The organism is Oceanimonas sp. MB9, from assembly GCF_011319775.1.
In the GTDB taxonomy this organism is placed as follows: domain Bacteria; phylum Pseudomonadota; class Gammaproteobacteria; order Enterobacterales; family Aeromonadaceae; genus Oceanimonas; species Oceanimonas doudoroffii.
Map to the genome: position 1 here is coordinate 164,118 of NZ_VFBE01000005.1, position 24,430 is coordinate 188,547.

At 60.4% G+C, this 24,430-nt stretch carries 20 protein-coding genes; 6 read left to right on the top strand and 14 right to left on the bottom strand.

The genetic code is table 11. The features are described from left to right. Positions 1-29: 29 nt before the first annotated feature. The 5 genes from OJHNALOF_RS04065 to OJHNALOF_RS04085 form a co-directional block, all read right to left on the bottom strand. Positions 30-1,910, bottom strand: a complete 1,881-nt coding sequence (locus tag OJHNALOF_RS04065) for a methyl-accepting chemotaxis protein (RefSeq protein ID WP_165661237.1) — start codon at positions 1,908-1,910, stop codon at positions 30-32. A 127-nt stretch (positions 1,911-2,037) separates the two neighbouring features. Further along, entirely contained in the window at positions 2,038-2,766 is a 729-nt protein-coding gene (locus tag OJHNALOF_RS04070; RefSeq protein WP_094200600.1) for an amino acid ABC transporter ATP-binding protein, read from the bottom strand. A 36-nt stretch (positions 2,767-2,802) separates the two neighbouring features. After that, positions 2,803-3,903, bottom strand: a complete 1,101-nt coding sequence (locus tag OJHNALOF_RS04075) for an amino acid ABC transporter permease (protein ID WP_094200375.1) — start codon at positions 3,901-3,903, stop codon at positions 2,803-2,805. Position 3,904: 1 nt separating this feature from the next. Beyond that, positions 3,905-5,089, bottom strand: coding sequence for an amino acid ABC transporter permease (locus OJHNALOF_RS04080; protein WP_094200374.1), 1,185 nt, complete (start codon positions 5,087-5,089; stop codon positions 3,905-3,907). Between the two features lie 75 nt (positions 5,090-5,164). Further along, the gene (locus OJHNALOF_RS04085) at positions 5,165-6,178 is read right to left on the bottom strand and encodes an amino acid ABC transporter substrate-binding protein (RefSeq protein ID WP_094200373.1); all 1,014 of its coding nucleotides are present in this window, start codon (positions 6,176-6,178) and stop codon (positions 5,165-5,167) included. A 269-nt stretch (positions 6,179-6,447) separates the two neighbouring features. On the opposite strand from OJHNALOF_RS04085, the gene prfB reads away from it, so the two are divergent. Both prfB and lysS read left to right on the top strand, forming a co-directional pair. Then, positions 6,448-7,546, top strand: a protein-coding gene (gene prfB / locus OJHNALOF_RS04090) for a peptide chain release factor 2 (RefSeq protein ID WP_141202184.1) whose coding sequence is annotated in 2 segments (ribosomal slippage) — positions 6,448-6,522 and positions 6,524-7,546 — 1,098 coding nt in all. Because the reading frame shifts where the segments join, the coding sequence is not laid out codon by codon here. A gap of 182 nt (positions 7,547-7,728) precedes the next feature. Beyond that, a complete protein-coding gene (gene lysS / locus OJHNALOF_RS04095) occupies positions 7,729-9,216 on the top strand; it encodes a lysine--tRNA ligase (RefSeq protein ID WP_165661238.1) in 1,488 nt (495 codons plus the stop codon). Between the two features lie 174 nt (positions 9,217-9,390). Here the strand turns inward: lysS and OJHNALOF_RS04100 are convergent, their stop codons facing one another. Next, positions 9,391-10,803: an aminotransferase gene (locus OJHNALOF_RS04100; protein ID WP_165661239.1), complete on the bottom strand. Its 1,413-nt coding sequence runs from the start codon at positions 10,801-10,803 to the stop codon at positions 9,391-9,393. Between the two features lie 27 nt (positions 10,804-10,830). Continuing rightward, positions 10,831-12,333, bottom strand: coding sequence for an NAD-dependent succinate-semialdehyde dehydrogenase (locus OJHNALOF_RS04105; RefSeq protein WP_165661240.1), 1,503 nt, complete (start codon positions 12,331-12,333; stop codon positions 10,831-10,833). 201 nt (positions 12,334-12,534) lie between these two features. Here OJHNALOF_RS04105 and trmB point away from each other — a divergent pair, with 201 nt between their 5' ends. Next, positions 12,535-13,260, top strand: coding sequence for a tRNA (guanosine(46)-N7)-methyltransferase TrmB (gene trmB / locus OJHNALOF_RS04110; RefSeq protein WP_165661241.1), 726 nt, complete (start codon positions 12,535-12,537; stop codon positions 13,258-13,260). A 49-nt stretch (positions 13,261-13,309) separates the two neighbouring features. On the opposite strand, the gene coaE is transcribed toward trmB, so the two are convergent. From coaE to OJHNALOF_RS04145, 7 genes are all read right to left on the bottom strand, one after another. Next, positions 13,310-13,948, bottom strand: a complete 639-nt coding sequence (gene coaE, locus OJHNALOF_RS04115) for a dephospho-CoA kinase (protein WP_165661242.1) — start codon at positions 13,946-13,948, stop codon at positions 13,310-13,312. Next, the gene (locus OJHNALOF_RS04120; RefSeq protein ID WP_094200367.1) at positions 13,945-14,799 is read right to left on the bottom strand and encodes an A24 family peptidase; all 855 of its coding nucleotides are present in this window, start codon (positions 14,797-14,799) and stop codon (positions 13,945-13,947) included. The genes coaE and OJHNALOF_RS04120 overlap by 4 nt, the downstream gene beginning before the upstream one ends. 72 nt (positions 14,800-14,871) lie before the next feature. Beyond that, a complete protein-coding gene (locus tag OJHNALOF_RS04125; protein WP_094200366.1) occupies positions 14,872-16,098 on the bottom strand; it encodes a type II secretion system F family protein in 1,227 nt (408 codons plus the stop codon). A 25-nt stretch (positions 16,099-16,123) separates the two neighbouring features. Continuing rightward, positions 16,124-17,836 (bottom strand): type IV-A pilus assembly ATPase PilB, encoded by a 1,713-nt coding sequence (pilB, locus tag OJHNALOF_RS04130; RefSeq protein ID WP_165661243.1) that lies wholly within the window; start codon positions 17,834-17,836, stop codon positions 16,124-16,126. An 8-nt stretch (positions 17,837-17,844) separates the two neighbouring features. Then, a complete protein-coding gene (locus tag OJHNALOF_RS04135; RefSeq protein ID WP_165661244.1) occupies positions 17,845-18,285 on the bottom strand; it encodes a prepilin-type N-terminal cleavage/methylation domain-containing protein in 441 nt (146 codons plus the stop codon). A gap of 265 nt (positions 18,286-18,550) precedes the next feature. After that, entirely contained in the window at positions 18,551-19,405 is an 855-nt protein-coding gene (gene nadC, locus OJHNALOF_RS04140) for a carboxylating nicotinate-nucleotide diphosphorylase (protein WP_165661245.1), read from the bottom strand. A gap of 49 nt (positions 19,406-19,454) precedes the next feature. Further along, positions 19,455-19,973 carry a TIGR02281 family clan AA aspartic protease gene (locus OJHNALOF_RS04145; RefSeq protein WP_165661246.1) on the bottom strand — a complete coding sequence of 173 codons (519 nt, stop codon included), beginning with the start codon at positions 19,971-19,973 and terminating at the stop codon, positions 19,455-19,457. Between the two features lie 74 nt (positions 19,974-20,047). Here OJHNALOF_RS04145 and ampD point away from each other — a divergent pair, with 74 nt between their 5' ends. The 3 genes from ampD to aceE all read left to right on the top strand — a co-directional run bounded on the left by ampD (position 20,048) and on the right by aceE (position 24,420). After that, on the top strand, positions 20,048-20,590 hold the full coding sequence (ampD, locus tag OJHNALOF_RS04150; RefSeq protein ID WP_206063557.1) for a 1,6-anhydro-N-acetylmuramyl-L-alanine amidase AmpD: 543 nt from the start codon (positions 20,048-20,050) through the stop codon (positions 20,588-20,590). A gap of 346 nt (positions 20,591-20,936) precedes the next feature. Further along, complete coding sequence (gene pdhR, locus OJHNALOF_RS04155) at positions 20,937-21,698, top strand: pyruvate dehydrogenase complex transcriptional repressor PdhR (RefSeq protein WP_165661247.1); 762 nt, start codon at positions 20,937-20,939, stop codon at positions 21,696-21,698. A gap of 61 nt (positions 21,699-21,759) precedes the next feature. Next, positions 21,760-24,420 (top strand): pyruvate dehydrogenase (acetyl-transferring), homodimeric type, encoded by a 2,661-nt coding sequence (aceE, locus tag OJHNALOF_RS04160; protein WP_165661248.1) that lies wholly within the window; start codon positions 21,760-21,762, stop codon positions 24,418-24,420. Positions 24,421-24,430: the final 10 nt, after the last annotated feature.

Consider the following 24,430-nt stretch of genomic DNA (forward strand, 5'->3'; position numbering starts at 1 on the left):
AAAAAGGGCTCATTGAGCCCTTTTTGAGTTTACAGGGTAAAGGCGCTGACCAGCCCATTGAGCTCGCCGGCCTGGCGGTGCAGATCCTTTGACTGCTGCAGCGACTGCTCGGCGTCGCTCGCCAGCTCGTCCGACACATCCTTGATGGCGGTGGTGTTCTGGGTTATTTCCCCGGTCACCTGGCTTTGCTCCTCGGCGGCGGTGGCGATCTGGCTGGCCATATCGGAGATCAGCCCCACGGCGGCGGTGATCTCTTCCAGTGCCTGGGCCGCGGCCTCGGCGTCTTCTGCACTCAGTTCGGCCATGTTGCGGCTGGCCTGCATCAGTTTCACCGCTTCGCCGGTGGCCTGTTGCAGGGTATCTATGGTGCCCTGAATCTCTTCGGTGGAAGCATGCGTGCGCTGGGACAGCACCCGCACCTCGTCGGCCACCACCGCAAAGCCCCGGCCCTGCTCACCGGCCCGGGCCGCTTCAATGGCGGCGTTCAGTGCCAGCAGGTTGGTCTGCTCGGCGACTCCCTGAATGGTAGCCAGCACGCTGGAAATATCGTGGGCGTGCTGGTCGAGGCGGGTGATCACCGCCGCCGCCTGCTCCATTTCCCTGGCCAGGCTGAAGATGGAATCCCGGGTCTTGTGCACCAGCTGCTTGCCCTGCTCGGTGCTGGCGCTGGACTGCTGTGCCGCGGTGGCGGTCTGCTCGGCGTTGTGGGCGATCTCCTGAGTGGCCGAGGCCATTTCGGTCACGGCGGTGGCCACCATGGTGACTTCCTGCTGGGCCCGGCCCAGTTCGGTCACGGTCTGGTTGGCACGCACCGAGGCCTGTTCGGCGTTACCGCCCAGGGATTCGGCCTGCTGGCGAATGTGTCGGATCAGCTCGGCCTGGCTGGCCACAAAGCGGTTGAAGTTGGCGGCCAGCAGGCCGACCTCGTCGCGGCCATGCAGCTCAATGCGCTGGGTCAGATCGCCCCGGCCATCGGCAATCTGGGCCAGGGCTCGGGACACCTTGAGCAGGGGACCCAGCAGAAATTGCAGCAGCAGGCCAATCAATACCAGGGCGGCAAGAATCACCAGGGCCGACAAGCCGAGCTGACGCCACAACAGGGTGCTGAGGGGGGCTTCCAGCGCCGCCTTGTCGAGCATGAACAATAGCTGCCAGTCACTGCCGGGAATGGTGCTGACATGGATCAGCTTGTCGGTACCGTTGATGCTGACCGGGTTGAGGCGCTCACTGCCCTGCCAGCGGGACAGGTTGCCGGCGGTCAGCTCCTCGGCCAGGCGAGTGGCCGGTTGCAGCGCCAGGCTGGCGTCCTGATAGGCGATCAGGGTTCCGTCCCGGCTCAGCATCATGGCCTGGCCCTGAGCGGGCAAGCGAATGGCGTTGACGTCGTTCACCAGGCTGGAAATGGCCACATCGGCACCGATGATACCCAAAAGTTGTCCGGTGGAGGTGGTTACCGGTTGGGCCAGGGTCACCACGGTGACACCAAAGGTGGCATCCTCGTAGGGAGGCGTGACCATGGCGGTATTGGCCTGCAGGGCCTGTTTGTACCAGGGACGGGTGCGGGGGTCATAGCCGCTGCGATCCCGCGGCTGGGCGTCGATCATCACGCCTTCCGTGGTGCCCAGATAGGCCAGCTGAAAATCGCCCGCCTGCTCCACGAGTTGCAGCGCCGGCCGGGGGTTACCTTCCAGCTGCTGGCCGGCGGCGGTGAGCATGGCCTGGCGAATACGCAGCCATTCGGCCACCTTGGCGGTTTCCCGTGCCGCCAGGCCGGCCACCAGTTGCTCGCTGTCTAGATACAGCTGGGCTTTCATATCCCGAAAGCTCAGGGTGCTGAGGGCGGCCACGGTAAGCACGATGGCTACCATAAAGCTAAGTAGTATTTTGTGCTTTAGTTGAAGGTTCTGCATATTCGCTATTAAGGGAAAGGGAGGTAACAGCTATATCGGCCGCCATTATGAAAAGCTTGAGTGAAACTTTATACTGTTTTTCGATGCCGGCGGCATGCTGCCCGCCGGCACGGAGCAATCTGTTGCATCAGTTGCCCAGGATCTGGCTCAGGAACAGCTTGGTGCGTTCCGACTGGGGATGATGGAAAAAGGTTTCGGGATCGTTTTCCTCGATGATCTGGCCGGCATCCATAAAAATGACCCGGTCGGCCACGGTGCGGGCAAAGCCCATCTCGTGGGTGACACACATCATGGTCATGCCTTCTTCCGCCAGCTCTATCATGACGTCCAGCACTTCCTTGATCATTTCCGGATCCAGTGCCGAGGTGGGTTCGTCAAACAGCATGATCTCCGGGTTCATGCACAGGCTGCGGGCAATGGCTACCCGCTGTTGCTGACCGCCCGACAGTTGCCCCGGGTATTTTTTGGCCTGATTTTCTATCTTGACCCGAGTCAGCAACTTCATGGCGATGTCCTCGGCCTGCCTCTTTGGGGTCTTGCGTACCCAGATCAGCGCCAGGGTGCAATTTTCCAGCACCGTCAGGTGGGGAAACAGGTTGAAGTGTTGAAACACCATGCCCACTTCCCGGCGAATGGTCTCGATGTTCTTGAGGTCATTGGTGAGGGGCGTATCGCGCACCAGAATGTCTCCCTGCTGGTGCTCTTCGAGCCGGTTGATGCAGCGGATCAGGGTGGACTTTCCCGAGCCCGAAGGCCCGCAGATGACGATGCGCTCGCCCCTGGCCACAGTCAGATCGATGTCGCGCAGCACGTGAAAGTCGCCATACCACTTGTTCACGCCGCGCAGGGTCACCATGGCTTCCTGTTGTTGTGCTTCCATGTACTTACTCCACTAACGTTTCTTGTGACCGGTGTGCAGCTTGCGCTCCAGGTATTGGCTGTATTTCGACATGCCATAGCAGAACACCCAGAACACCAGGCCGGCAAACACATAGCCTTCGGTGGCATACCCCAGCCAGTTGGGATCGGCCAGCCCCGCCTGGACGATGGCCAGCAGATCGAACAGGCCGATGATCAGCACCAGGCTGGTATCCTTGAACAGGGCAATAAAGGTGTTGACGATGCCCGGAATCATCAGCTTCAGCGCCTGGGGCAGCACGATCAGCACCATCATTTTCCAGTAGTTCAGGCCCAGTGCCGCGGCCGCCTCATACTGGCCCCGAGGAATGGCCTGCAGGCCACCACGCACCACTTCGGCCATGTAGGCAGACTGAAAGAAGATGATGCCGATCATGGCCCGCACCAGCTTGTCGAGGGTCAGCTCCTCGGGCACGAACAGCGGCAGCATCACCGACGACATAAACAGTACCGTGATCAGGGGCACGCCGCGCCAGAACTCGATAAACACCACCGACAGGCTGCGCACTATCGGCATGTGCGAGCGCCGGCCCAGGGCCAGCAGGGTGCCGATGGGCAGGGCGGCGGTAATGCCCACCACCGCCAGTATCAGGGTCAGGGTCAGGCCGCCCCAGTTGTGAGTGGGCACTTCGGTCAGGCCAAACCAGCCGCCGTAAAGCAACACCCAGGCAATGAGCGGAAACACCAGCACCATAAAGGGGCCCAGCCACATCTTGCCCGGCAGCCGGGGCAGGGCCAGCCACAGCAGCTGGGCCACAAAGAGCACAAAGGTCAGGTTGATGCGCCACAGTTCATCGCTTGGGTAAAAGCCGTAGGTGAACTGTTGCAACCGGTTGGTGATAAAGACCCAGCAGGCGCCGCCGCTGGTACAGGCGTCCCGGCTGACACCGGTCCAGTCGGCACTGAGCAGGGCCCAGTCGATAATGGGCACCAGGATCAGATAGAGACCGTACAGGCCCAGCAGGGTGACCGCCGAGTTCAGGGGGCCGGAGAACAGGTTGGTCCTGAGCCAGCCGGTTAACCCCTTGCGGGAAACGGGCGCCGGACGTTCCGGCGTCAGGGTGTCTTTGTACATACTATCTCTCCACCAGCGCCATACGGCTGTTGAACCAGTTCATGAAGAAGGACACCGCCAGGCTGATGCTGAGGTATACCAGCATGGTAATGGCAATCACCTCGATGGCCTGGCCGGTCTGGTTGAGGGTGGTGCCGGCAAACACCGAAACCAGATCCGGATAGCCAATGGCGGTGGCCAGCGACGAGTTCTTGGTCAGGTTGAGATACTGGCTGGTGAGCGGCGGTATGATTACCCGCAGCGCCTGGGGAATGATCACCAGCCTCAGGGTCAGGCTGTCCTTGATGCCCAGGGCGTGGGCCGCCTCAGTCTGGCCGTGGGAGATGGCCTGAATACCGGAGCGCACGATTTCGGCGATAAAGGCGGCGGTATACACGGTCAGCGACAGCCACAGCGCCAAAAATTCGGGAATGATGGTCATGCCGCCGCGAAAGTTGAAGCCGCGCAGCTCGGGGTAGTTCCACTCCAGCGGTGCTCCCAGCGCCAGAAAGGTGAGGCCGGGCAGCAGAATAACCAGCCCCAGGCTTATCGACCAGACCGGCAGGCGCTGGCCGGTGGCGTCCTGGCGACGATGATTGAAGCGCACCAGCCAGAATGCCAGTACCAGCGCCAGCAGCAGAGCTGGCCAGATCCAAATGAAGCCACTGCCCGGTATGGGCTCGGGCAGATAAAGGCCGCGCACATTGAGAAACACGCTGTCATTCAGGCTGAGGCTGTCGCGGGGGCCGGGCAGGGTGCGCAGCACCGCGAAATACCAGAAAAACATCTGTAGCAGCAGTGGAATATTGCGAAACAGCTCTACGTAGGCCGACGCCAGCCGGGCGATCAGCCAGTTGGGTGAAAGCCGGGCCACGCCGATGACAAAACCCAGCAGCGTAGCGCCGATAATACCGAGAAAGGACACCAGCAAGGTATTGAGCAGGCCCACCACAAAAGTGCGGCCATAAGTGTCGGTCTCGGCATAAGGAATAAGGGACTGGGCGATGGCAAACCCGGCGGGATCGTCAAGAAAACCAAAGCCGGTGGTAATGCCGCGGGTACTGAGGTTATTGAGGGTGTTGTTGACAATAAAGGCGATAAAGGCGGCCACGGCGCATAGCAGTACCAACTGAAACAGCAGCGCCCGTTTGGCCGGATCGCGCCAGAACTTTACTGGAGGGGCAGAAGGCTTAACCGGTGACGACATGGCTTCATCCTTGAATATGGCTCAAACAGCTTCACCACAGGCCATCGGGCTGCCCGCAGGCAGCCCGGACTGGCATCAGCGTACCGGTGGGGCGTATTGCAGGCCGCCCTCGGTCCACAGGGCGTTGAGACCCCGTTCGATCTTCAGGGGAGAGTCCTGGCCGACGTTGGCGTCAAAGATTTCGCCGTAGTTGCCCACCAGTTTGATGATGCGATAAGCCCAGTCCTTGTCCAGCCCCATGCCCTTGCCGAAATCGGCTTCCAGGCCGAGCAGGCGGCGTACGTCCGGGTTTTCACTGCTCTTCATGCCGTCCACATTGTCTTTGGTCAGCCCCAGCTCTTCGGCGTTGACCATGGCGAAATGGGTCCATTTCACAATGTTGAACCACTGATCATCCCCCTGACGCACCGAGGGGCCCAGGGGCTCCTTGGAAATGACCTCGGGCAGGGCCACGGCCTCGTCGGGTTTGGACAGCTTGATGCGCAGGGCATACAGCTGGGACAAGTCCGACGTCAGCACGTCGCAGCGGCCCGCTTCCAGCCCCTGCACGGTTTGCTCCGAGGTGTCGAACACCACGGCGCTGTAGCCGATGCCGTTGCGGCGGAAATAGTCGGCCACGTTCAGCTCTGTGGTGGTGCCCGACTGAATGCAGATGGCGGCGCCATCCAGCTCCTTGGCACTGCTGACGCCCAGGCTCTTGTTGATCAGAAATCCCTGGCCGTCGTAATAGTTGATGCCGGCGAAATTGACGCCGAGCTCGGTATCCCGGCTGGAAGTCCAGGTAGTATTGCGTGACAGCACGTCAATTTCGCCCGACTGCAGCGCGGTCAGGCGCTCCTTGGCGTTGAGCGGAATATATTGCACCTTGCCGTCGTCATTGAAGACGGCGGCGGCAATGCCCCGGCACAGATCCACGTCCAGCCCCTTCCACACGCCCTTGTCGTCGGGGTTGGAGAAGCCCGGCAGGCCGCTGTTAACACCGCACTTAAGTACCCCTCTTTGTTTTACCTCGTCCAGGGTGGCGGCCTGAAGGGTACCGGCCATCAGGCTGGCGGCCACCAGCAGGGCTGCTTTTCCTTTGCCTGTCATAATCACGTCCTCTTGAATGGCGATGCAAAATAGCGTTATTCACTCAAGGCATAAAACCGCGATGCCACTTAGAGTATTAGCACAAAGAACCGGGTTGGCTGCAGGCAAGGCATAAATTAACGGCCGCATTCGGGTCGGATTCAGGGGGGGATCTTCCATGAAAATACGCGCCTGTTGCTGCGTTCGGGGCCGGCTTTGGGTAGAATGATCGCCTCATTTTGGCGAGGCGCCAAAACCACTCACTCAGTAAACAGAGAGTCTGTCAGTCCATGTTTGAAACAAACCCTGTGTACAACAAACTTAAGGAGCTGTCTGAACGGGCGCAGCTTCTTAGGGGGTACCTTTGACTATGACGCCAAAAAAGAGCGTCTGGAAGAAGTAAACGCCGAGCTGGAACAGCCGGATGTATGGAACCAGCCCGAGCGCGCCCAGGCACTGGGTAAGGAAAGATCCGCCCTGGAAACCGTGGTGAACACCCTGGAAGAAATGGACCAGGGCATCGCCGATATCGGCGAGCTGGTTGAGCTGGCGGTAGAAGAAGAAGACGAAGATACCTTCGAGGAAGCCAAGTCCGACCTGGACGGTCTTGAGAAAAAGCTCGAGGATCTGGAATTCCGCCGCATGTTCTCCGGCGAACAGGATGCGTCCGACTGCTACCTGGATCTGCAGGCCGGCTCCGGCGGCACCGAGGCCCAGGACTGGTGCAACATGGTGTTGCGTATGTACCTGCGCTGGGGTGAAGCCCGTGGCTTCAAGACCGAGATTATCGAACTGTCCGAAGGCGAAGTGGCCGGCATCAAGTCCGCTACCGTGCGTTTTACCGGCGAATACGCCTTTGGCTGGCTGCGTACCGAGTCCGGCGTACACCGTCTGGTACGGAAGTCTCCGTTCGACTCTGGCGGCCGCCGCCACACCTCGTTCTGCTCCGCCTTTGTCTACCCGGAAATCGACGACGATATCGAAATCGAGATTAACCCGGCGGACCTGCGCATCGACACCTACCGCGCTTCCGGCGCCGGTGGTCAGCACGTTAACCGGACCGACTCGGCGGTGCGTATTACCCACGAGCCCACCGGCATTGTGGTGCAGTGTCAGAACGACCGCTCCCAGCACAAGAACCGTGACCAGGCCATGAAGCAGCTGAAGGCCAAGCTTTATGAGCTGGAGCTGCAAAAACAGAATGCCGAAAAGCAGGCGCTGGAAGACAGCAAGTCCGACATCGGCTGGGGCAGCCAGATCCGTTCCTACGTGCTGGACGATGCCCGTATCAAGGATCTGCGCACCGGCGTGGAAACCCGCAATACCCAGGCGGTGCTGGACGGCGGCCTGGACAAGTTTATTGAAGCCAGCCTCAAGTCCGGGCTGTAAGTAACGGAGACCGGCTTCGAGCCACGGTGGTCGAATGCCGCCGAGCAGACCCTCCGCGCCAGGGACGGCGCGGTGGAGCCCCCATATGGAAGGGTTTACGGCGAGTCTGCGGGTGGTATCGACCGACGTGGCGGAATGCGGACTCGGTTATTTCGTAGAAAAGATTCAAACAAGGCTTAATCATGACGACAGAGCAGCAACAAGACGAGAACAAGCTCATTGCCGAGCGCCGGGCCAAGCTCGAGCAGATCCGCAAGGACTGCCCGGCCAATGGTCACCCCAACGATTTTCGCCGCGAACACCTGGCCGCCGATCTGCAGGCCGAGTTTGGCGAGCACGACAAGGACACCCTCGAGTCTCTCGGCAAGGTGGCTTCCGTGGCCGGCCGCATCATGGCCAAGCGTGGCCCCTTCCTGGCCCTGCAGGACATGTCCGGCCGTATTCAGGCCTATGCCACCAAGGATGCCCAGAAGCTGATCAAGGATCAGTATAACGGCCTCGATATTGGCGACATCATCGGCGTGACCGGCACCCTGCACAAATCCGGTAAGGGCGACCTCTACGTCAACATGGACAGCTTCAAACTGCTGACCAAGGCCCTGCGCCCGTTGCCGGAGAAATTCCACGGCCTGTCCGACCAGGAAACCCGCTACCGCCAGCGCTACCTGGACCTGATCACCAACGAAGACTCCCGCCAGACCTTTGTGGTGCGTTCCAAGGTCATGGCCGCCATTCGCGGCTTTATGAATAGCCACGGCTTTATGGAAGTGGAAACTCCCATGATGCAGGTGATTCCGGGTGGTGCCTCGGCCCGTCCGTTCATTACCCATCACAATGCGCTGGATCTGGACATGTACCTGCGTATCGCCCCTGAGCTGTACCTAAAGCGGCTGGTAGTGGGCGGTTTCGAGAAGGTGTTCGAGATCAACCGCAACTTCCGTAACGAAGGCCTGTCGCCCCGGCACAACCCTGAATTCACCATGATGGAATTCTACTGGGCCTATGCCGACTACCGTGACCTGATGGACTTCACCGAGGAAATGCTGCGCACCGTCACTACCGAAGTGCTGGGCAGCGCCGAGGTGCAGTACGGCGAAGAAACCTTTGACTTCGGCAAGCCCTTTGCGCGCCTGAGCATGAAGGACGCCATCCTCAAGTACAACCCGGAAGTGACCCTGGACCAGCTGGCGACCTTTGAGAGCGCCTGTGAAGTGGCCAAGGATCTCAAGATCAAGGTCGAGAAGACCTGGGGCCTGGGCCGGGTGATCACCGAGATCTTTGAAGAGACCGCCGAGCACCGCCTGATCCAGCCGACCTTTATCACCGAGTACCCGGCCGAAGTGTCGCCGCTGGCCCGTCGTAACGACGAGGATCCGAGCATCACCGACCGTTTCGAGTTCTTTATCGGTGGCCGCGAAATCGCCAACGGCTTCTCCGAGCTGAATGACGCCGAAGATCAGGCCCAGCGTTTCCGCGACCAGGTGGAGCAGAAGGACGCCGGTGACGACGAAGCCATGTTCTACGACGAGGACTATGTGACCTCCCTGGAGCACGGCCTGCCGCCCACCGCCGGCCAGGGTATCGGCATCGACCGTCTGGTGATGCTGCTGACCGACTCCCACACCATTCGCGACGTGATCCTGTTCCCGACCCTGCGTCCGCAGCGCTAATCGCGGAAATCGTGCAAACAGCAAAAGGGCCTGTCGATGACAGGCCCTTTTTTCATTCCAGACCGTAGGTTGGCAATGAGCGCAGCGAATTCCAACAACCCACCGACGGCTTCGTGTTGTGGTTCGCTTCGCTCATCACAACCTACTCCACGTCTCACGTTTACGTCTTACATCTCAATCCCTGGCCGGGCGCCACTCGCCGCTGCGCACCAGTTCGTCGGTAACGGTATTCACCGCCTTTTGGGTACGGGCGACGATGTCGTCAATGTCGTCCGGGGTGACCACCAGGGGCGGGGCAAAGCCCAGAATGTCGCCGTGGGGCATGGCCCGGGCGATCAGCCCCTGCTGCAGGCAGGCGGCGGCAATGCGCGGACCCACCTTGAGGGCGGGGGCCAGTGGTGTGCGGCTGGCCGGATCGGCGGAAAATTCCAGTGCCGCCAGCAGGCCGATGCCCCGGCATTCGCCCACCAGCGGGTGGCCGCCAAAGGTTTCTTTCATGCGCCGCTGCAGGTGCGCACCGGTATGCTCGGCATTGGCCACCAGGTTTTCCCGCTCGATGATGTCCAGGTTGCACAGCGCTGCCGCCGCGCCCATGGGATGGCCGGAATAGGTATAGCCGTGACCGATGGCGCCCCAGTCGTCGGAGCCCCGCTCCAGGGTCTGCCAGACCTTTTCGCCGACAATCACGCCCGACAGGGGCTGATAGGCCGAGGTCAGGCCCTTGGCCACCGTCATCAGATCCGGCCGCATGTCGTAATGGAGCGAGCCAAACTCGGCGCCCAGCCGGCCAAAGCCGCACACCACCTCGTCGGCAATCAGCAAAATGTCGTATTTGTCGAGCACCTTGCGTATTTCGGACCAGTAGCCTTGCGGTGGCGGCACGATACCGCCGGTGCCCAGCACCGGCTCGGCGATCATGGCGGCCACCGTGTCCGGGCCCTCGGCCAGAATTTTTGCTTCAAGCTGCTCGGCGCACCAGCGGGAAAATGCCTGCTCGCTCAGGCTGTCGTCACCTCGGCGATAATAATAGGGTGCCACCGTGTGATGAATACGCGCCAGCGGCAGATCGAAATGAGCATGAAACAGCGGCAGCCCGGTGAGGGAGCCGGCGGCCACGCTGGAGCCGTGGTAGCCCCGCTCCCGGGAGATGATCTTTTTCTTCTCGGGGCGGCCCAGCACATTGTTGTAGTACCACACCAGCTTGATCTGGGTTTCGTTGGCGTCACTGCCCGACAGGCCGTAATAGACCTTGCTCATGTTTGCCGGCGCTTTGCCGAGAATGCGCCGGGACAATTCAATCAGCGCTTGGTTACTGTGGCCCACATAGGTGTGGTAATAGGCCAGCTTTTTGGCCTGCTCGTACATGGCCTCGGCCATCTCGGGGCGGCCATAACCGATATTGACGCAATACAGGCCGGCAAAGGCGTCAATCAGCTCGGTGCCCTGAGAGTCATAAATGCGAATGCCCTCGGCACCGGTAATGATGCGTCCGCCCATCTCGCCTCTGGCATATTGCCCAAGGGGGGTTGAGGCGTGAAACACGGTGTTGCGGTCGGCCTCAAGCCATTGTTGTGTGTTCAGGGTCATGGTGAACCTCCTTGATAAACTGCACCGTCAAAGCCCGCCCAGGCAGCAGTATTTGAGCTGGCTGAAATCATCAAAACCATGACGGCTGCCTTCCCGGCCCAGGCCCGAGTGCTTGATGCCGCCAAAGGGAATGCAGTGGCCGGTCATTTTTACCGAGTTGACCGCCACCATGCCGAACTCCAGCCCGTCCAGCAGGGGTCTGATCAGCCGCTGATCGTGTCCGAAGATGTAAGCGGCCAGGCCGTATTCGGTGTCGTTGGCCAGCGCCAGCAATTCGGCGGGATCCTCATAGGCCAACACCGCCGCGACCGGACAGAAGTTCTCTTCCCGGTATACCCGCATGGCGGGGGTGACGTCGGCCAGCAGCACCGGCAGAAAGAAGTTTTCGCCGGGGCCAGGCTGCCGGTTGCCGGCAAACAGGCGGGCGCCGTGGGCCAGGGCGTCGTCCACCAGGCTTTGCGCGTTGTCCACCGCCCGGCGGTGGATAAGCGGCCCCATGGTGACACCGGCTTCAAGGCCGTTGCCGACACGAAGGCGAGCCATCTCGCCGGCAAAGGCGTCGAGAAACTCCTCGTAGCGGGGGCGGGGCACCAGTATGCGGTTGGCGGCCAGGCAGTCCTGGCCGGCGGTCTGGAATTTGGCGGCCACCGCCGCCCGCGCCGCCACCTGAATATCCACGTCGGGCAACACCATAAAGGGGGCATTTCCGCCCAGCTCCATGGCGCATTTCTTTACCGTATCGGCGCAGGCGGCCAGCAGTTGCTTACCCACCGCGGTGGAGCCGGTAAAGGACAGCGCCCGTACGCGATCGTCTCGGCACAGGGTGTTACCCAGCTCGGCACCGGAGCCGGTGATCACGTTAATCACCCCAGGTGCAAAGCCGGCCCGCTCCGCCAGCTCGGCCAGCGCCAGGGCGGAAAACGGCGTTTCGCTGGCGGGCTTGATCACTACTGTGCAGCCAATGGCCAGGGCCGCCGCGGCCTTGCGGGTGATCATGGCGTGGGGAAAATTCCAGGGGGTGATCAGGGCCGCCACGCCCACCGGCTCGCGCCGAGTATGCAACTCGGCGCCGGGAATATGGCTGGGCAGGGTATCGCCGCCGGCGCGCCGGCCCTCTTCGGCAAACCAGCGTACAAAGGAAGCGCCATAGTCGATTTCGCCCAGCGCATCCGCCAGCGGCTTGCCCTGCTCCAGTACCATCAGGGTGGCCAGATCCTGTTTGTACTCAAGGATCAGATCGTGCCAGCGCAGCAGCAGGGCAGCGCGCTCGTCCGCCGGCAGGCTGCGCCAGGGACCCAGGGCGGTGTGCGCGGCGGTAACGGCCAGCCCTGCCTGCTCGGTGTTGAGCCGGGGCACATGGCCAATAACATCATTGGTGGCCGGATTGAATACCGGCAAGTCGCGCTGACCGTGCACCCACTGGCCGTTGAGGTAGGCCAGCTCACGCACCAGCCGCGGCTCCTGCAGATAGGGCATCAGGGCGTCGGTCACCTTGCCATTGTTATTACCGTTGTTATGCATGGGCGCCATGGGCAGACTCCTTCAATGACCGGTGATGACCTTCAGTCTAGGTGGGGCTGAATGACACTTTTTTTGGTATTGGCGGGCATGACGGCGTGTTCTTTTTGAAAATAGCGTGAATATGGAGGATTTTTTCTGCCGGCGTTTTCGGCTTGCACCTTTGGCTTAACTTTGGATAATTCGCACTTCATTGCCAGCCGGAGAAACGAGATGACTGAACAGAAGCCGCCCGCCCAGACCGAAGAAGACCTGCGCAAGCGCAAAATTCGCAGCTTTGTGCGCCGGGAAGGCCGCCTGACCAAGGGCCAGGAAAAGGCCATGGCGGAGCAGTGGCCGGTGATGGGCATCGACTTTTCCAGTGAACTACTGAGCCTGGACGCGGTATTTGGCCGCGCCGCCCCCCGCGTGCTGGAAATCGGCTTTGGCATGGGCGGCTCGCTGGTGGAAATGGCCGCCGCCGCCCCGGAGCAGGACTTTATCGGTATTGAGGTGCACACCCCGGGCGTGGGTGCCTGTCTGATGGGCGCGGCGGAAGCCGGCCTGACCAACCTGCGGGTGATGTGTCACGATGCGGTGGAAGTGTTTGAGCAAATGCTGCCCGAGCAAAGCCTGGACCGGGTACAGCTGTTTTTCCCGGATCCCTGGCACAAAAAGCGTCACCACAAGCGCCGCATCGTACGACCGGAATTTGTGGAAATGGTGCGCAGCAAGCTGAAAATCGGCGGCGAATTCCACATGGCCACCGACTGGGAAAACTACGCCGAGCACATGCTGGAAGTGATGAATGCCGCTCCCGGTTATGCCAACGCCGCTCATTCCGGTAGCCCGGGCGACTATATGCCGCGACCTGACTACCGCCCGCTGACCAAGTTCGAACAGCGCGGCCACCGCCTGGGCCACGGCGTCTGGGATCTGATTTTTACCCGTACCGCCTGAGGTAAAAAAGGGGGGGATAGACGCCGTCTGGCAGTTATCCCCTCACGCCTCACACCTCACGTTTTTCCTTCCACGTCTCACCGTTTTCGTCTTTTGCCAGGGCCAAATACTTCCGGTGCAGCCGTGCCACCTCCGCGTGCAACCCCGCCTGGTCGGGGCTGTTGTTGTTCAGGACGTCGTCGGCGGCGGCCAGGCGCTGCTCGCGGCTGGCCTGGGCGGCCATGATGGCGCGAATTTGTGCTTCATCGGCATTGTCCCGTTTAACGGTGCGCGCAAGCTGGGTCTCGGGGCTGACGTCCACCACCAGCACGCGGTTGCACAGGCCGGTGAGGTTGTTTTCCACCAGTAACGGCACCACCAGCAGGCAGTAGGAGGAGGTGCAGGCGGCACAGGCGGTCACCATGCGCTCACGAATAACCGGATGCAGCAGGGCGTTAAGCCAGTCTTTTTCCTGTGCGTTATTAAACACCCGGGCGCGCAGGGCGCGCCGGTCCAGCTCACCGCTTGCGGTGATTACCTCGGATCCAAAATGTTGCTCAATGGCTGCCAGCGCCGGCTCTTCTGGAGCCACCACCTCACGGGCGATGATGTCGGCGTCGACAATGTCGACGCCCTGTTTGGCGAACAGCTCAGCCACGGTGCTTTTGCCACTGCCAATGCCGCCGGTCAGTCCTACCACATAACTCACAGTGCCAGTCTCCAGTACAGTTTAACCACGTCCGTGCCCCACATCAGGTAGCTCCAGCCGCCCAGGGCCAGGGCCGGACCAAAGGGCAGCACCCGGTCTTCCCCCAGGCGCCGCAGGGCCATCAGGCCAAGCCCCAGGGCAGCGCCGGTAAAGGATGCCAGCAGCAGCACCGGCAACAGGCTTTGCCAGCCAAACCAGGCGCCGATGGCGGCCAGCAGTTTGAAGTCGCCATAGCCCATGCCTTCCTTGCCGGTGGCAAGCCGGAACAGCCAGTACAGACTCCACAGAATGCCATAGCCGGCGGCGGCGCCGATCACCGCAGACTGCAGCGGTACGAACAGCTCATTGATATTGAGCAGCAGCCCCAGCCACAGCAGCGGCAGGGTGAGTTGATCCGGCAGCAGCAAGTGATCGAGGTCGATCAGGGTCATGCACAGCAGCATCCAGCTGAAGACCAGCGCCGCCAGTAACTGCGGGCCGGCACCGAAGCGCCACAGGGTGATGGCGGCGAGCAGCGCCGAGGCCAGCTCCACCAGGGGGTAGCGCCGTGACACCGGCGCCTGGCAGTAACGACAGCGGCCTTTCAGCCACAGCCAACTCAACAGGGGAATATTGTCGCTGGCCGCCAGGGTATGTTCGCAGTGAGGGCAGCGGGAGCGGGGCACGCAGAGGTTAAAGGGAGCTTCATCGGTCACCGGCTGATCCTGCAGGGCCGCGCACTCCCGTTGCCATTCCCGCTGCATTATCAGCGGCAGCCGGTGGATCACCACGTTAAGAAAGCTGCCCACCAGCAGCCCCAGCAGGGGAATAACAAGGTAAAGCAGGGCGGTATTGTCGAGCAGTGCAATCATGGAGTTCCCGAAAAATATCGATACGGCAGGCCGCCATATTATTGTGTGACTTTCAGTTTCGCCCAAGGCCGTTCAGCGTACCACGCTGCCCAGATTAAAGATGGGAAGATACATGGCAATGACCAGGCCGCCAACCAAAACTCCCAGCACCACCATGATCAGGGGTTCGATCAGGCTGGTGAGGCCATCCACGGCGTCGTCCACCTCCCGTTCGTAAATGCCGGCCACCTTGTGCATCATGTCGTCTATGGCGCCGGACTCTTCGCCGATCATCACCATTTGCACCACCATGTCCGGGAACAGCCCGGTGGCGCGCATGGCCAGGTTCATCTGCATGCCGGCTATCACTTCGTCGCGCATCTGTTTGACCGCTTCGCGATATACCACATTGCCCGACGCACCGGCGGCAGACAACAGGCCTTCCACCAGCGGAATGCCGGCGGAAAAGGTGGTGGCCAGGGTGCGGGCAAAACGGGCCAGGGCCGCCTTGTGCAGTATTTTGCCGACGACGGGCAGGCGCAGAATAAAGCGGTCGGTGGCGTCCCGCACCTTTTGCGAATTGCGCCAGGCCCGCACATAGAGCCAGCCGCCTATTACCAGGGCGATTAGAATAAACAGCCAGTATTGCTGCAGCCAGCGCGACAGATTGATCACCAATTGAGTAAAAGCGGGCAGGGTGGCGCCAAAACCGGCAAAAATTTCTTCAAACTGGGGGATCACAAACAGCAGTAATATGGCGGTCACCGCAAAGGCGACCAGCAGTACCATGATGGGGTAGAACATGGCCTTCCTGATTTTGGACTTGATGGCCTCGGCCTTTTCACGATAGAGCGCGATCTGGTCGAATATATGCTCCAGCGAGCCGGTCTGCTCGCCGGACTGCACCAGGTCGCAGTAAAGCTCATCAAAATATCTGGGATGCTTCTGCAGCGCCTGGGACAGCGGTGTGCCACCCTCTACGTCGGCGGCAATGCCGCCAGTCAGCTCGCGAATGCTGTTCTTCTCATTGGAGCGGGCGATGATTTGCAGAGTTTGTACCAGAGGGACCCCGGCCGCCAGCATGGTGGCCACCTGGCGAGTAATAATGGCGATGTCCGCCGGCTTGATGGCATCCTTCCAGCGGGCCAGCACCCCCTGGCTCTTGCGCCTGACCTTGATGGCATTAATGCCCTGGCGCTGCAGTTCACGCTTGGCGGTTCTGGTATCGGCGGCCTGCACGAAGCCCGACACCTTCTTGCCCTTGCGGTTAATGCCTTCCCACTTGAACGGGTAGACCTTCAGCTCTTTAGTGGTTGCCATGCGATCTCCCTGTGGCGAATGGGGTTCAGCCGGTTACTCGATTGACCTCGGACAGGCTGATAATGCCCAGGCGGGCCTTCGCCAGGGCCGACTGGCGCAAGGTCACCATGCCATCCTCCTCGGCGGCCCGGGCCAGCGCCAGGGAGCCTGCGTCGTTCATGATCAGGCTCGACAGGCGTTCACTCATGGCCAGTACCTCGTAAATGCCGGTGCGGCCCTTGTAGCCATCGGTGCACTGGGCGCAGCCCACGGCGCGATACAGGGTAATGCCCTCGGCCTGCTGGGCCGGGGTAAAGCCCAGGGCCTGCAGTTGCTCGGCACTCATCTGCTCGGGTTCCCGGCAGTGGGTACACAGCTTGCGTGCCAGCCGTTGAGCGATAATCAGGCTGACCGATGACGCGATATTGTAGGCCGGCAACCCCATGTTACTGAGTCGGGTCAGGGTTTCGGCGGCGGAGTTGGTGTGCAGGGTAGACAGCACCAGGTGACCGGTCTGGGCCGCCTTGACCGCGATTTCGGCGGTTTCAAGATCCCGAATTTCCCCTACCATGATGATATCGGGATCCTGGCGCAGAAAGGCGCGCAGGGCGTGGGAAAAGCTCAGCCCCGCCTTGGGATTGATCTGTACCTGATTGATGCCGGGCAGATTGATTTCAATCGGATCTTCGGCGGTGGAGATATTGGCCGACACCTTGTTGAGAATACTCAGGCCGGTATAGAGCGACACCGTCTTGCCCGAACCGGTGGGGCCGGTGACCAGTATCATGCCCTGTGGCCGGTTAAGGGCATTGAGGTAGAGGGCTTTCTGGGCTTCGCTGTAACCCAGCTGCTCAATGTCAAGGCGGGCGGCAGAGCTGTCGAGAATACGAATAACGATTTTTTCGCCCCACATGGTGGGCAGGGTGTTGACCCGCATGTCCACCGACTTGCTGCGGGTGAGCTTGAGCTTGATACGGCCATCCTGGGGCAGGCGGCGTTCGGCAATGTCGAGGCGGGCCATGACCTTGAGCCGGGCGGCAAAGCGGGAGGCCAGGTTAACCGGCGGCGAGGCCACCTCGTGCAGTATGCCGTCAATGCGAAAGCGAATGCGAAAGAAGGTTTCGTAGGGCTCAAAGTGCAGATCCGAGGCTTCCCGGCGCACCGCGTCGAGCATGATTTTGTTGATATACCGAACGATGGGGGCGTCGTCTTCCTGGCTACCGGGTTCGTCGTCCCGCTCCGAGGGGTCTTCGCCCAGTTCCAGGCCGGCGATGTCGTCGTCGGCGATATTGTCCAGATCCAGCCCGGTACCGGTGTTTTGCTGCAGGCTGTTCAGCAACTGCTGCAGTTTGCTCTCTTCCACCAGCAGGGTGTCGGTGACCAGGTTGAAACGAAAGCCGAAGTCTTCCAGCGCCGCCACATTGGTGGGATCCGACATGGCCAGATACAGCACTTTGCCGCGCAGGTGCACGGGAATGGCGTAATGGCGCTCGATCAGATCCATGCTCAGATACTGTGACGGCACTTCCTCAGTATCAAAGTCGTCCAGACTGACCAGGGGCAGGCCAAATTCCCGCTCGCAGAAGCGGGCCAGCTCCTCGCTGGAAAGCAGTTGGGTTTCCACCAGCACGGTACTGAGGGGCTTGGCTTCCTGTACGGCGCGGGCACAGGCTTGCTCCAGTTGGGCCGAATCCAGAATGGATGAAGCGGCCAGGCTACGGGCCAGGCCGCTTTTAACCTGTTCATGGGAGTGGGGCATAGGCGCTATTAACAGAGGCCGCTGGTAATGCAGGAACCACCCACTGTCCAAGTCACCTGTTGGCCTGCGGCAAGAGAGTTACTAGTTAACTGATAAGTTATGTCTGTGCCAAAACTTGAGGCGCCCGTCGCTGTGATGGTGATTGCACCACTTGCAGCATTCGCATCAACGGAGGCAACGTTTGTTGTATCAAAAGAGCCAGAAACTGCGTTATCTGCAGCTGTCGCACAATTGCCAGCATTAAAATTACCAAGCCCCCCCAGCACACAAACTTCTACCGCAGTTTTGGCTGGCCCTACTGCTGCAATCACCTCGCTAAATTTGGCACGGTTGGTGTAGTTCTGATAGGCCGGTAATGCTACGGCGCCAAGAATGGCCACAATAGCTACCACTATCATCAGTTCAATCAGGGTAAAGCCGCCCTGGCGGGAAAGAGAGGTCTTTTTCATAACGTCATCCTTGAGTGGCAGAAAAAAGAGGGGTATCTCCGGCTTCATTCAAGCCTGCCATTAAGTGATAGCAAGCGGTTGTGTTTTTTTCCAGCAAACAGTTTAACGGAATGGGACAAACCCCCGTTCTTTTTCGCTCAACCTTGCGATTTTTTGATATGGATGTTTTTTGAGGTTTTGCTAGCGCTTGTGAGCGAACCGTGGCCGGCCATAAAAAATGCCGGGCAAGCCCGGCATTTTACGGATGGCAACCGGCAGAAAAGGCTCAGCTTTCGACCCGCAATGACAGATCCAGGGCGTGTACATGCTTGGTGAGGGCGCCTACCGACACAAAGTCGACTCCGGTGGCGGCGTAGCCGGCAATGGTTTCCTGGGTGACGTTGCCGGATACTTCCAGTTTGGCGCGTCCGGCGGTGGTGGCCACGGCGGTGCGCATATCGGGCACGCTGAAGTTGTCGAGCATGATGATATCGGCGCCGGCCGCCAGGGCCTGCTCCAGCTCGGCCAGGGATTCCACTTCCACTTCCACCGGTTTCTCCGGCTGCAGCCTGCGGGCCTCGCTCACCGCCTTGTCGATGCCGCCACAGGCGAAGATGTGGTTTTCCTTGATAAGGTAGGCGTCATACAGGCCCATGCGATGGTTGTGGCCACCGCCACAGGTCACTGCATATTTCAGCGCCTGGCGCAGGCCGGGCAGGGTCTTGCGCGTGTCAAGCAGGCGGCAGTGGGTGCCGGCCAGCAGATCCACATAGCGCCGGGTTGCGGTGGCCACCGCCGACAGCGTCTGAATAAAGTTCAGCGCGGTGCGCTCGCCGGTGAGGATGGCCCGGGCCGGACCGGAGAGGGTGAGAAGCCGCTGGCCGGCGGTAATGGCATCACCGTCCTTGACCAGCCAGTGCAGGCTGACTTGCCCGCCCAGTTGCACAAAGGTTTCCTCGGCGAAGTCCCGACCGCAGAACACGCCGTCTTCTCGGGTGATCAGGTGGGCAGTCACTTGCTGATCTTCGGGCAGCAGCATGGCGGTAATATCCTGCCGGGGATCCAGATTGCCGCCCAGATCCTCGGTGAGGGCGGCGGTGACGTTAAAGCGTATTTCCCGGGCCAGGGAGGCGTTGTGCATGGCGTCTACCTTTTGTCACATATGCAGATGTAATGTGGCTTGCCGAAGGCTAGGGGGCCTGCTGCAAGAACTTCATGGTCAGCTGCGAGCCCCGCTGGGTCAGCTCAAAGCGGCGCAGGGCGTTCATGCCCAGCAGCACTTCGTCGCTGGTGCCGGGCATGATGACAGCATCCAGATCGTACAGGGTGAAGGGGCCGAGCGACAACGTTTTAATGCGGGTACGGTAGCCGGTGACATGCCCGGCGGCGGTACTAAGCCGCAGAGGCGCGCCCACCGGCAGGGTCAACCGTGCCGCGACCGCCTGGGGCACTGCCATTTGGGTGGCGCCGGTATCGAGCAGCAGTACCACCGGCTGGCCGTTGATGGCGCCGTCGGCCAGGTAGTGGCCGTGGCGGCTTTGCTGGAGCACCACGCTGTCGGAACCGACGACCTGCACCTGGCGTTCGGTATTGGCGCGCAGCATCAGGCGCTGGTGAAAGTGCCAGGTCAGCAGCATCAATGCGAGCAGCCAGGCCAGCAGCCACATGATGCGCCCGGTGCGTCGGACCGGATCCCTTGGTTGCGTCATCCTCGCTCCTTGTCCGCCTTCGGTCCCTTAACCTGTTAGTATATGCGCGCCCGTCACTCTTTACTGGAACCATCATGCCCCTGAGCCTGAATCAGGGCTGGCTGAGCCCGGCCCGCCACTGTGAATCGCCTCACCAGGACGAGCGTCCCGATGCCGAAGTTTCCCTGCTGGTGGTGCATTGCATTAGCTTGCCCCCGGGGCGTTTTGGTGGCCCTTATATCGATGATCTGTTCCTGGGACGGCTGGCGCCGGCGGCGCATCCCTATTTTGAGGATATTTACCAACTGCGAGTGTCGGCCCACTGCCTGATACGGCGTGACGGCGAGCTGGTACAGTATGTGCCGTTTCACCGCCGGGCCTGGCATGCCGGGGTGTCCTGCTTTGACGGCCGTGACAGGTGCAATGATTTTTCCATCGGCATTGAGCTGGAAGGCACCGACACCGGCGACTACACCAACGCCCAGTATCAGCGGTTGGCCGACGTGAGCCGAATGCTGATGTGCACCTATCCCGCCATCACGCCGACACGCATTACCGGCCACAGCGATATTGCCCCCGGCCGCAAAACCGACCCCGGCCCCGGGTTTGACTGGAAACGGTTTCGCGCCATGCTTTGATGGCTGACAGAAGTGGTAGGTTGTGATGAGCGAAGCGAATCGCAACAGGGGAGTGGCCAGCGGCACCATGTTGGAATTCGCTGCGCTCATTCGCAACCTACGCCATCCCCATTCCCCAGCCCCCAATTCCTAATCCCCATTCCCCGGTTTTCGGTTGGTCTGACCATTACCCATTTTCTTGTGTTTTACTGTGGCTGGGCTAGTTTTATGAGCCGGTTCGAAAAAACGCCGGCCGATATCCTTCATTTGTATGCAATGATCACAAAAACCATGGACAATTCTTGCCTGCTCTGATACCTTTTTTTAACAGTGTTAATTGGTATTACCAATTTTAAAAGCCGAGCGAATGACCTATCAGCGCATCAAACAACCCAAACTTGCCGAAACCATCGCCGCCAAACTGGAGCAGATGATAGTCGAAGGCAGCCTGCAGCCGGGGCAGCGTCTGCCGCCGGAGCGGGAGCTGGCCGAGCAGTTTGCGGTGTCACGCCCCTCGGTGCGTGAGGCCATTCAGCACCTGGAGGTGCGCGGTTTGGTGTCCCGCAAACAGGGCGGCGGCACCTATGTGCAGAACGCCCTGACCAAGGGGCTGGCCGATCCGCTGTTCCAGCTGCTGGCGGAGCACCCGGAGTCCCAGTACGACCTGCTGGAGTTTCGTCACACCATGGAAGGTATTTCTGCCTTTTATGCGGCGATGCGCGGTACCGAAACCGACTTCGATGCCATTCGCGCGGCCCAGCAGGCCATCATTCAGGCCCAGGAAAAGGGCGATCTGGCCGCAGAAGCCAAATACGCCGCCGAGTTTTACCTGGCGGTGGCGGCGGCGGCCCACAACGTGGTGCTGCTGCACCTGTTGCGTGCCATTCAGCCCATGCTGGAGTCCAGCATTCTGCGCAACATTCAGATTCTTAACCGGCGAGCCGGCATGGTGGAGAAGATTCGCAAACATCGCGCCAATCTGATCCAGACCATTTTGTCACGCGAGCCGGAGCAGGCCAGGGACGCTTGTCATGAGCACCTGGCCTTTATTGAAGAAACCCTGTTTGACATTCAGCGTGAAGAGAGCCGTATTCAGCGCTCCCTGCGCCGAACCCGTCAACAGGAATAATAATGCCTTCGGCAGCGACGAAACCCATGGGCGTCAGCCCCAAACGAGATAGGAAACAGCCATGTCTGATATCCTGAAAAATGATGTGGATTCAATAGAGACTCAAGAGTGGCTTGACGCCCTGGAGTCTTTGATCCGTCAAGAAGGACCTGAGCGCGCTCAGTACATTTACGAGCGCCTGACCACCAAAGCCATCAAGCATGGCGTTGCCGTGGCCCGCAATGCTCACTCAGATTACGTCAACAGCATCACCACCGACGAAGAACCTGAGTACCCGGGCAACTGGGATCTGGAACGGCGGATCCGCGCCATCATCCGTTGGAACTCAGTCATGATCGTACTGCGCGGCTCCAAGAAAGACCTGGATCTGGGCGGCCACATGTCTTCCTTCTCTTCGAGCGCCACCATGTACGAAGTGGCGTTCAACCACTTCTTCCGCGCCCGCAACGAGAAAGACGGCGGCGACCTGGTGTTCTTTCAAGGGCACATCTCTCCCGGCATCTACGCCCGCGCCTTTGCCGAAGGCCGCCTGACCGAAGCCCAGCTCGACATGTTCCGTCAGGAAGTGGACGGCAAGGGCATTCCGTCTTACCCGCATCCCAAGCTGATGCCGGACTTCTGGCAGTTCCCGACCGTTTCCATGGGCCTGGGCCCGATCAACGCCATCTATCAGGCCCGCTTCCTCAAGTACCTGACCGACCGTGGCCTGAAAGACTGCTCCGAGCAGCGCGTTTACGCCTATCTGGGCGACGGCGAGATGGACGAGCCGGAATCCAAGGGTGCCATCACCATCGCCGCCCGCGAGAAGCTGGATAACCTGTGCTTTATCATCAACTGTAACCTGCAGCGCCTGGACGGCCCGGTGGTGGGTAACGGCAAGATCATCAACGAACTCGACGGCCTGTTCACCGGTGCCGGCTGGAACGTGGTCAAGGTTATCTGGGGTCGTCGCTGGGACGATCTGATCGCCAAGGACACCTCCGGTAAGCTGGTTCAGCTGATGAACGAGACCCTGGACGGCGACTACCAGACTTTCAAGTCCAAAGACGGTGCCTACGTGCGCGAGCACTTCTTCGGCAAGTATCCGGAGACCGCCGAGCTGGTGAAGGACTGGACCGACGAGGAAATCTTTGCCCTGAACCGGGGTGGCCACGATCCGGCCAAGATGTTTGCCGCGTACAAGAACGCCGCCGACACCAAGGACAAGCCGACCGTTATTCTGGCCAAGACCATCAAGGGTTACGGCATGGGCGATGCCGCCGAAGGCAAGAACATCGCGCACCAGGTCAAGAAGATGGACATGTCTTCCCTCAAGCACTTCCGCGATCGTTTCAACATTGAAGTGAGCGACGAAGAGCTGCCGAACCTGCCCTACATCAAGATCGAGGAAGGTTCCCGCGAGCACGAGTACCTGCACGCCCGTCGTCAGAGCCTGAAGGGCTTCCTGCCGACCCGCCTGCCGGAAACCACCGTCAAGCTGGACATTCCCGCGCTGGAAGAGTTCGCCCCGCTGCTGGAAGAGCAAAAGCGCGAAATCTCCACCACCATGGCGTTCGTGCGTTCCCTGAACATCATGCTGAAGGACAAGTCCATCGGTAAGCGCATCGTGCCCATCCTGGCCGACGAAGCCCGTACCTTCGGTATGGAAGGCCTGTTCCGTCAGATCGGTATCTACAACCCGCACGGCCAGAAGTACGTTCCTCAGGACCGTGAGCAGGTGGCCTACTACAAGGAAGACAAGAAGGGTCAGGTACTGCAGGAAGGCATCAACGAGCTGGGCGCCATGTCGTCCTGGCTGGCCGCTGCCACCTCCTACAGCACCAACGACTGCCCCATGATTCCGTTCTACATCTACTATTCGATGTTCGGTTTCCAGCGGGTAGGCGATCTGTGCTGGGCCGCCGGCGACCAACAGGCTCGCGGTTTCCTGCTGGGTGCCACCTCCGGTCGTACCACCCTGAACGGTGAAGGTCTGCAGCATGAAGATGGCCACAGCCACATTCTGGCGGGCACCATTCCGAACTGTATCACCTACGATCCGACTTACGCCTATGAAGTCGCGGTTATCGTGCAGGACGGTCTGCGTCGCATGTACGGCGACAACCCCGAGAACGTGTACTACTACCTGACCACGCTGAACGAGAACTACCACCAGCCGGCCATGCCGGAAGGCGCCGAGGAAGGCATCCGCAAGGGTATCTACAAGCTCGAAACCGTAGAAGGCAGCAAGGGCAAGGTTCAGCTGATGGGCTCCGGCACCATCCTGGTGGGTGTGCGTGAAGCCGCCCAGATCCTGGCCGAGGAATACGGCATCGGCTCCGACGTGTACAGCGTACCGTCCTTCAACGAACTGACCCGCGACGGTCAGGACGCCGAGCGCTGGAACATGCTGCACCCGACCGAAGAGGCCCGCGTGCCTTACATCGCTCAGGTGATGGGCACCGAGCCGGCCATCGCCGCCACCGACTACATGAAGAACTACGCCGAACAGGTGCGTGCCTTTATGCCGTCCGTGAGCTACAAGGTGCTGGGTACCGACGGTTTCGGTCGTTCCGACAGCCGTGAGAACCTGCGTCGTCACTTTGAAGTGAACAAGCACTATGTGGTGATTGCCGCGCTGACCGAGCTGGCCAAGCAGGGCACCATCGACAAGCAGGTCGTGGCCGACGCCATCGCCAAGTACGGCATCGATGCCGACAAGATCAACCCGCTGTACGCATAAGGGGTAACAC

Excerpts from the sequence above, each read along its gene's own strand:
- OJHNALOF_RS04065 (WP_165661237.1), bottom strand. The coding sequence starts at position 1,910 with ATGCAGAACCTTCAACTAAAGCACAAAATACTACTTAGCTTTATGGTA.
- OJHNALOF_RS04070 (WP_094200600.1), bottom strand. The coding sequence starts at position 2,766 with ATGGTGACCCTGCGCGGCGTGAACAAGTGGTATGGCGACTTTCACGTG.
- OJHNALOF_RS04075 (WP_094200375.1), bottom strand. The coding sequence starts at position 3,903 with ATGTACAAAGACACCCTGACGCCGGAACGTCCGGCGCCCGTTTCCCGC.
- OJHNALOF_RS04080 (WP_094200374.1), bottom strand. The coding sequence starts at position 5,089 with ATGTCGTCACCGGTTAAGCCTTCTGCCCCTCCAGTAAAGTTCTGGCGC.
- OJHNALOF_RS04085 (WP_094200373.1), bottom strand. The coding sequence starts at position 6,178 with ATGACAGGCAAAGGAAAAGCAGCCCTGCTGGTGGCCGCCAGCCTGATG.
- lysS (WP_165661238.1), top strand. The coding sequence starts at position 7,729 with ATGACGACAGAGCAGCAACAAGACGAGAACAAGCTCATTGCCGAGCGC.
- OJHNALOF_RS04100 (WP_165661239.1), bottom strand. The coding sequence starts at position 10,803 with ATGACCCTGAACACACAACAATGGCTTGAGGCCGACCGCAACACCGTG.
- OJHNALOF_RS04105 (WP_165661240.1), bottom strand. The coding sequence starts at position 12,333 with ATGGCGCCCATGCATAACAACGGTAATAACAATGGCAAGGTGACCGAC.
- trmB (WP_165661241.1), top strand. The coding sequence starts at position 12,535 with ATGACTGAACAGAAGCCGCCCGCCCAGACCGAAGAAGACCTGCGCAAG.
- OJHNALOF_RS04120 (WP_094200367.1), bottom strand. The coding sequence starts at position 14,799 with ATGATTGCACTGCTCGACAATACCGCCCTGCTTTACCTTGTTATTCCC.
- OJHNALOF_RS04125 (WP_094200366.1), bottom strand. The coding sequence starts at position 16,098 with ATGGCAACCACTAAAGAGCTGAAGGTCTACCCGTTCAAGTGGGAAGGC.
- pilB (WP_165661243.1), bottom strand. The coding sequence starts at position 17,836 with ATGCCCCACTCCCATGAACAGGTTAAAAGCGGCCTGGCCCGTAGCCTG.
- OJHNALOF_RS04135 (WP_165661244.1), bottom strand. The coding sequence starts at position 18,285 with ATGAAAAAGACCTCTCTTTCCCGCCAGGGCGGCTTTACCCTGATTGAA.
- nadC (WP_165661245.1), bottom strand. The coding sequence starts at position 19,405 with ATGCACAACGCCTCCCTGGCCCGGGAAATACGCTTTAACGTCACCGCC.
- OJHNALOF_RS04145 (WP_165661246.1), bottom strand. The coding sequence starts at position 19,973 with ATGACGCAACCAAGGGATCCGGTCCGACGCACCGGGCGCATCATGTGG.
- ampD (WP_206063557.1), top strand. The coding sequence starts at position 20,048 with ATGCCCCTGAGCCTGAATCAGGGCTGGCTGAGCCCGGCCCGCCACTGT.
- pdhR (WP_165661247.1), top strand. The coding sequence starts at position 20,937 with ATGACCTATCAGCGCATCAAACAACCCAAACTTGCCGAAACCATCGCC.
- aceE (WP_165661248.1), top strand. The coding sequence starts at position 21,760 with ATGTCTGATATCCTGAAAAATGATGTGGATTCAATAGAGACTCAAGAG.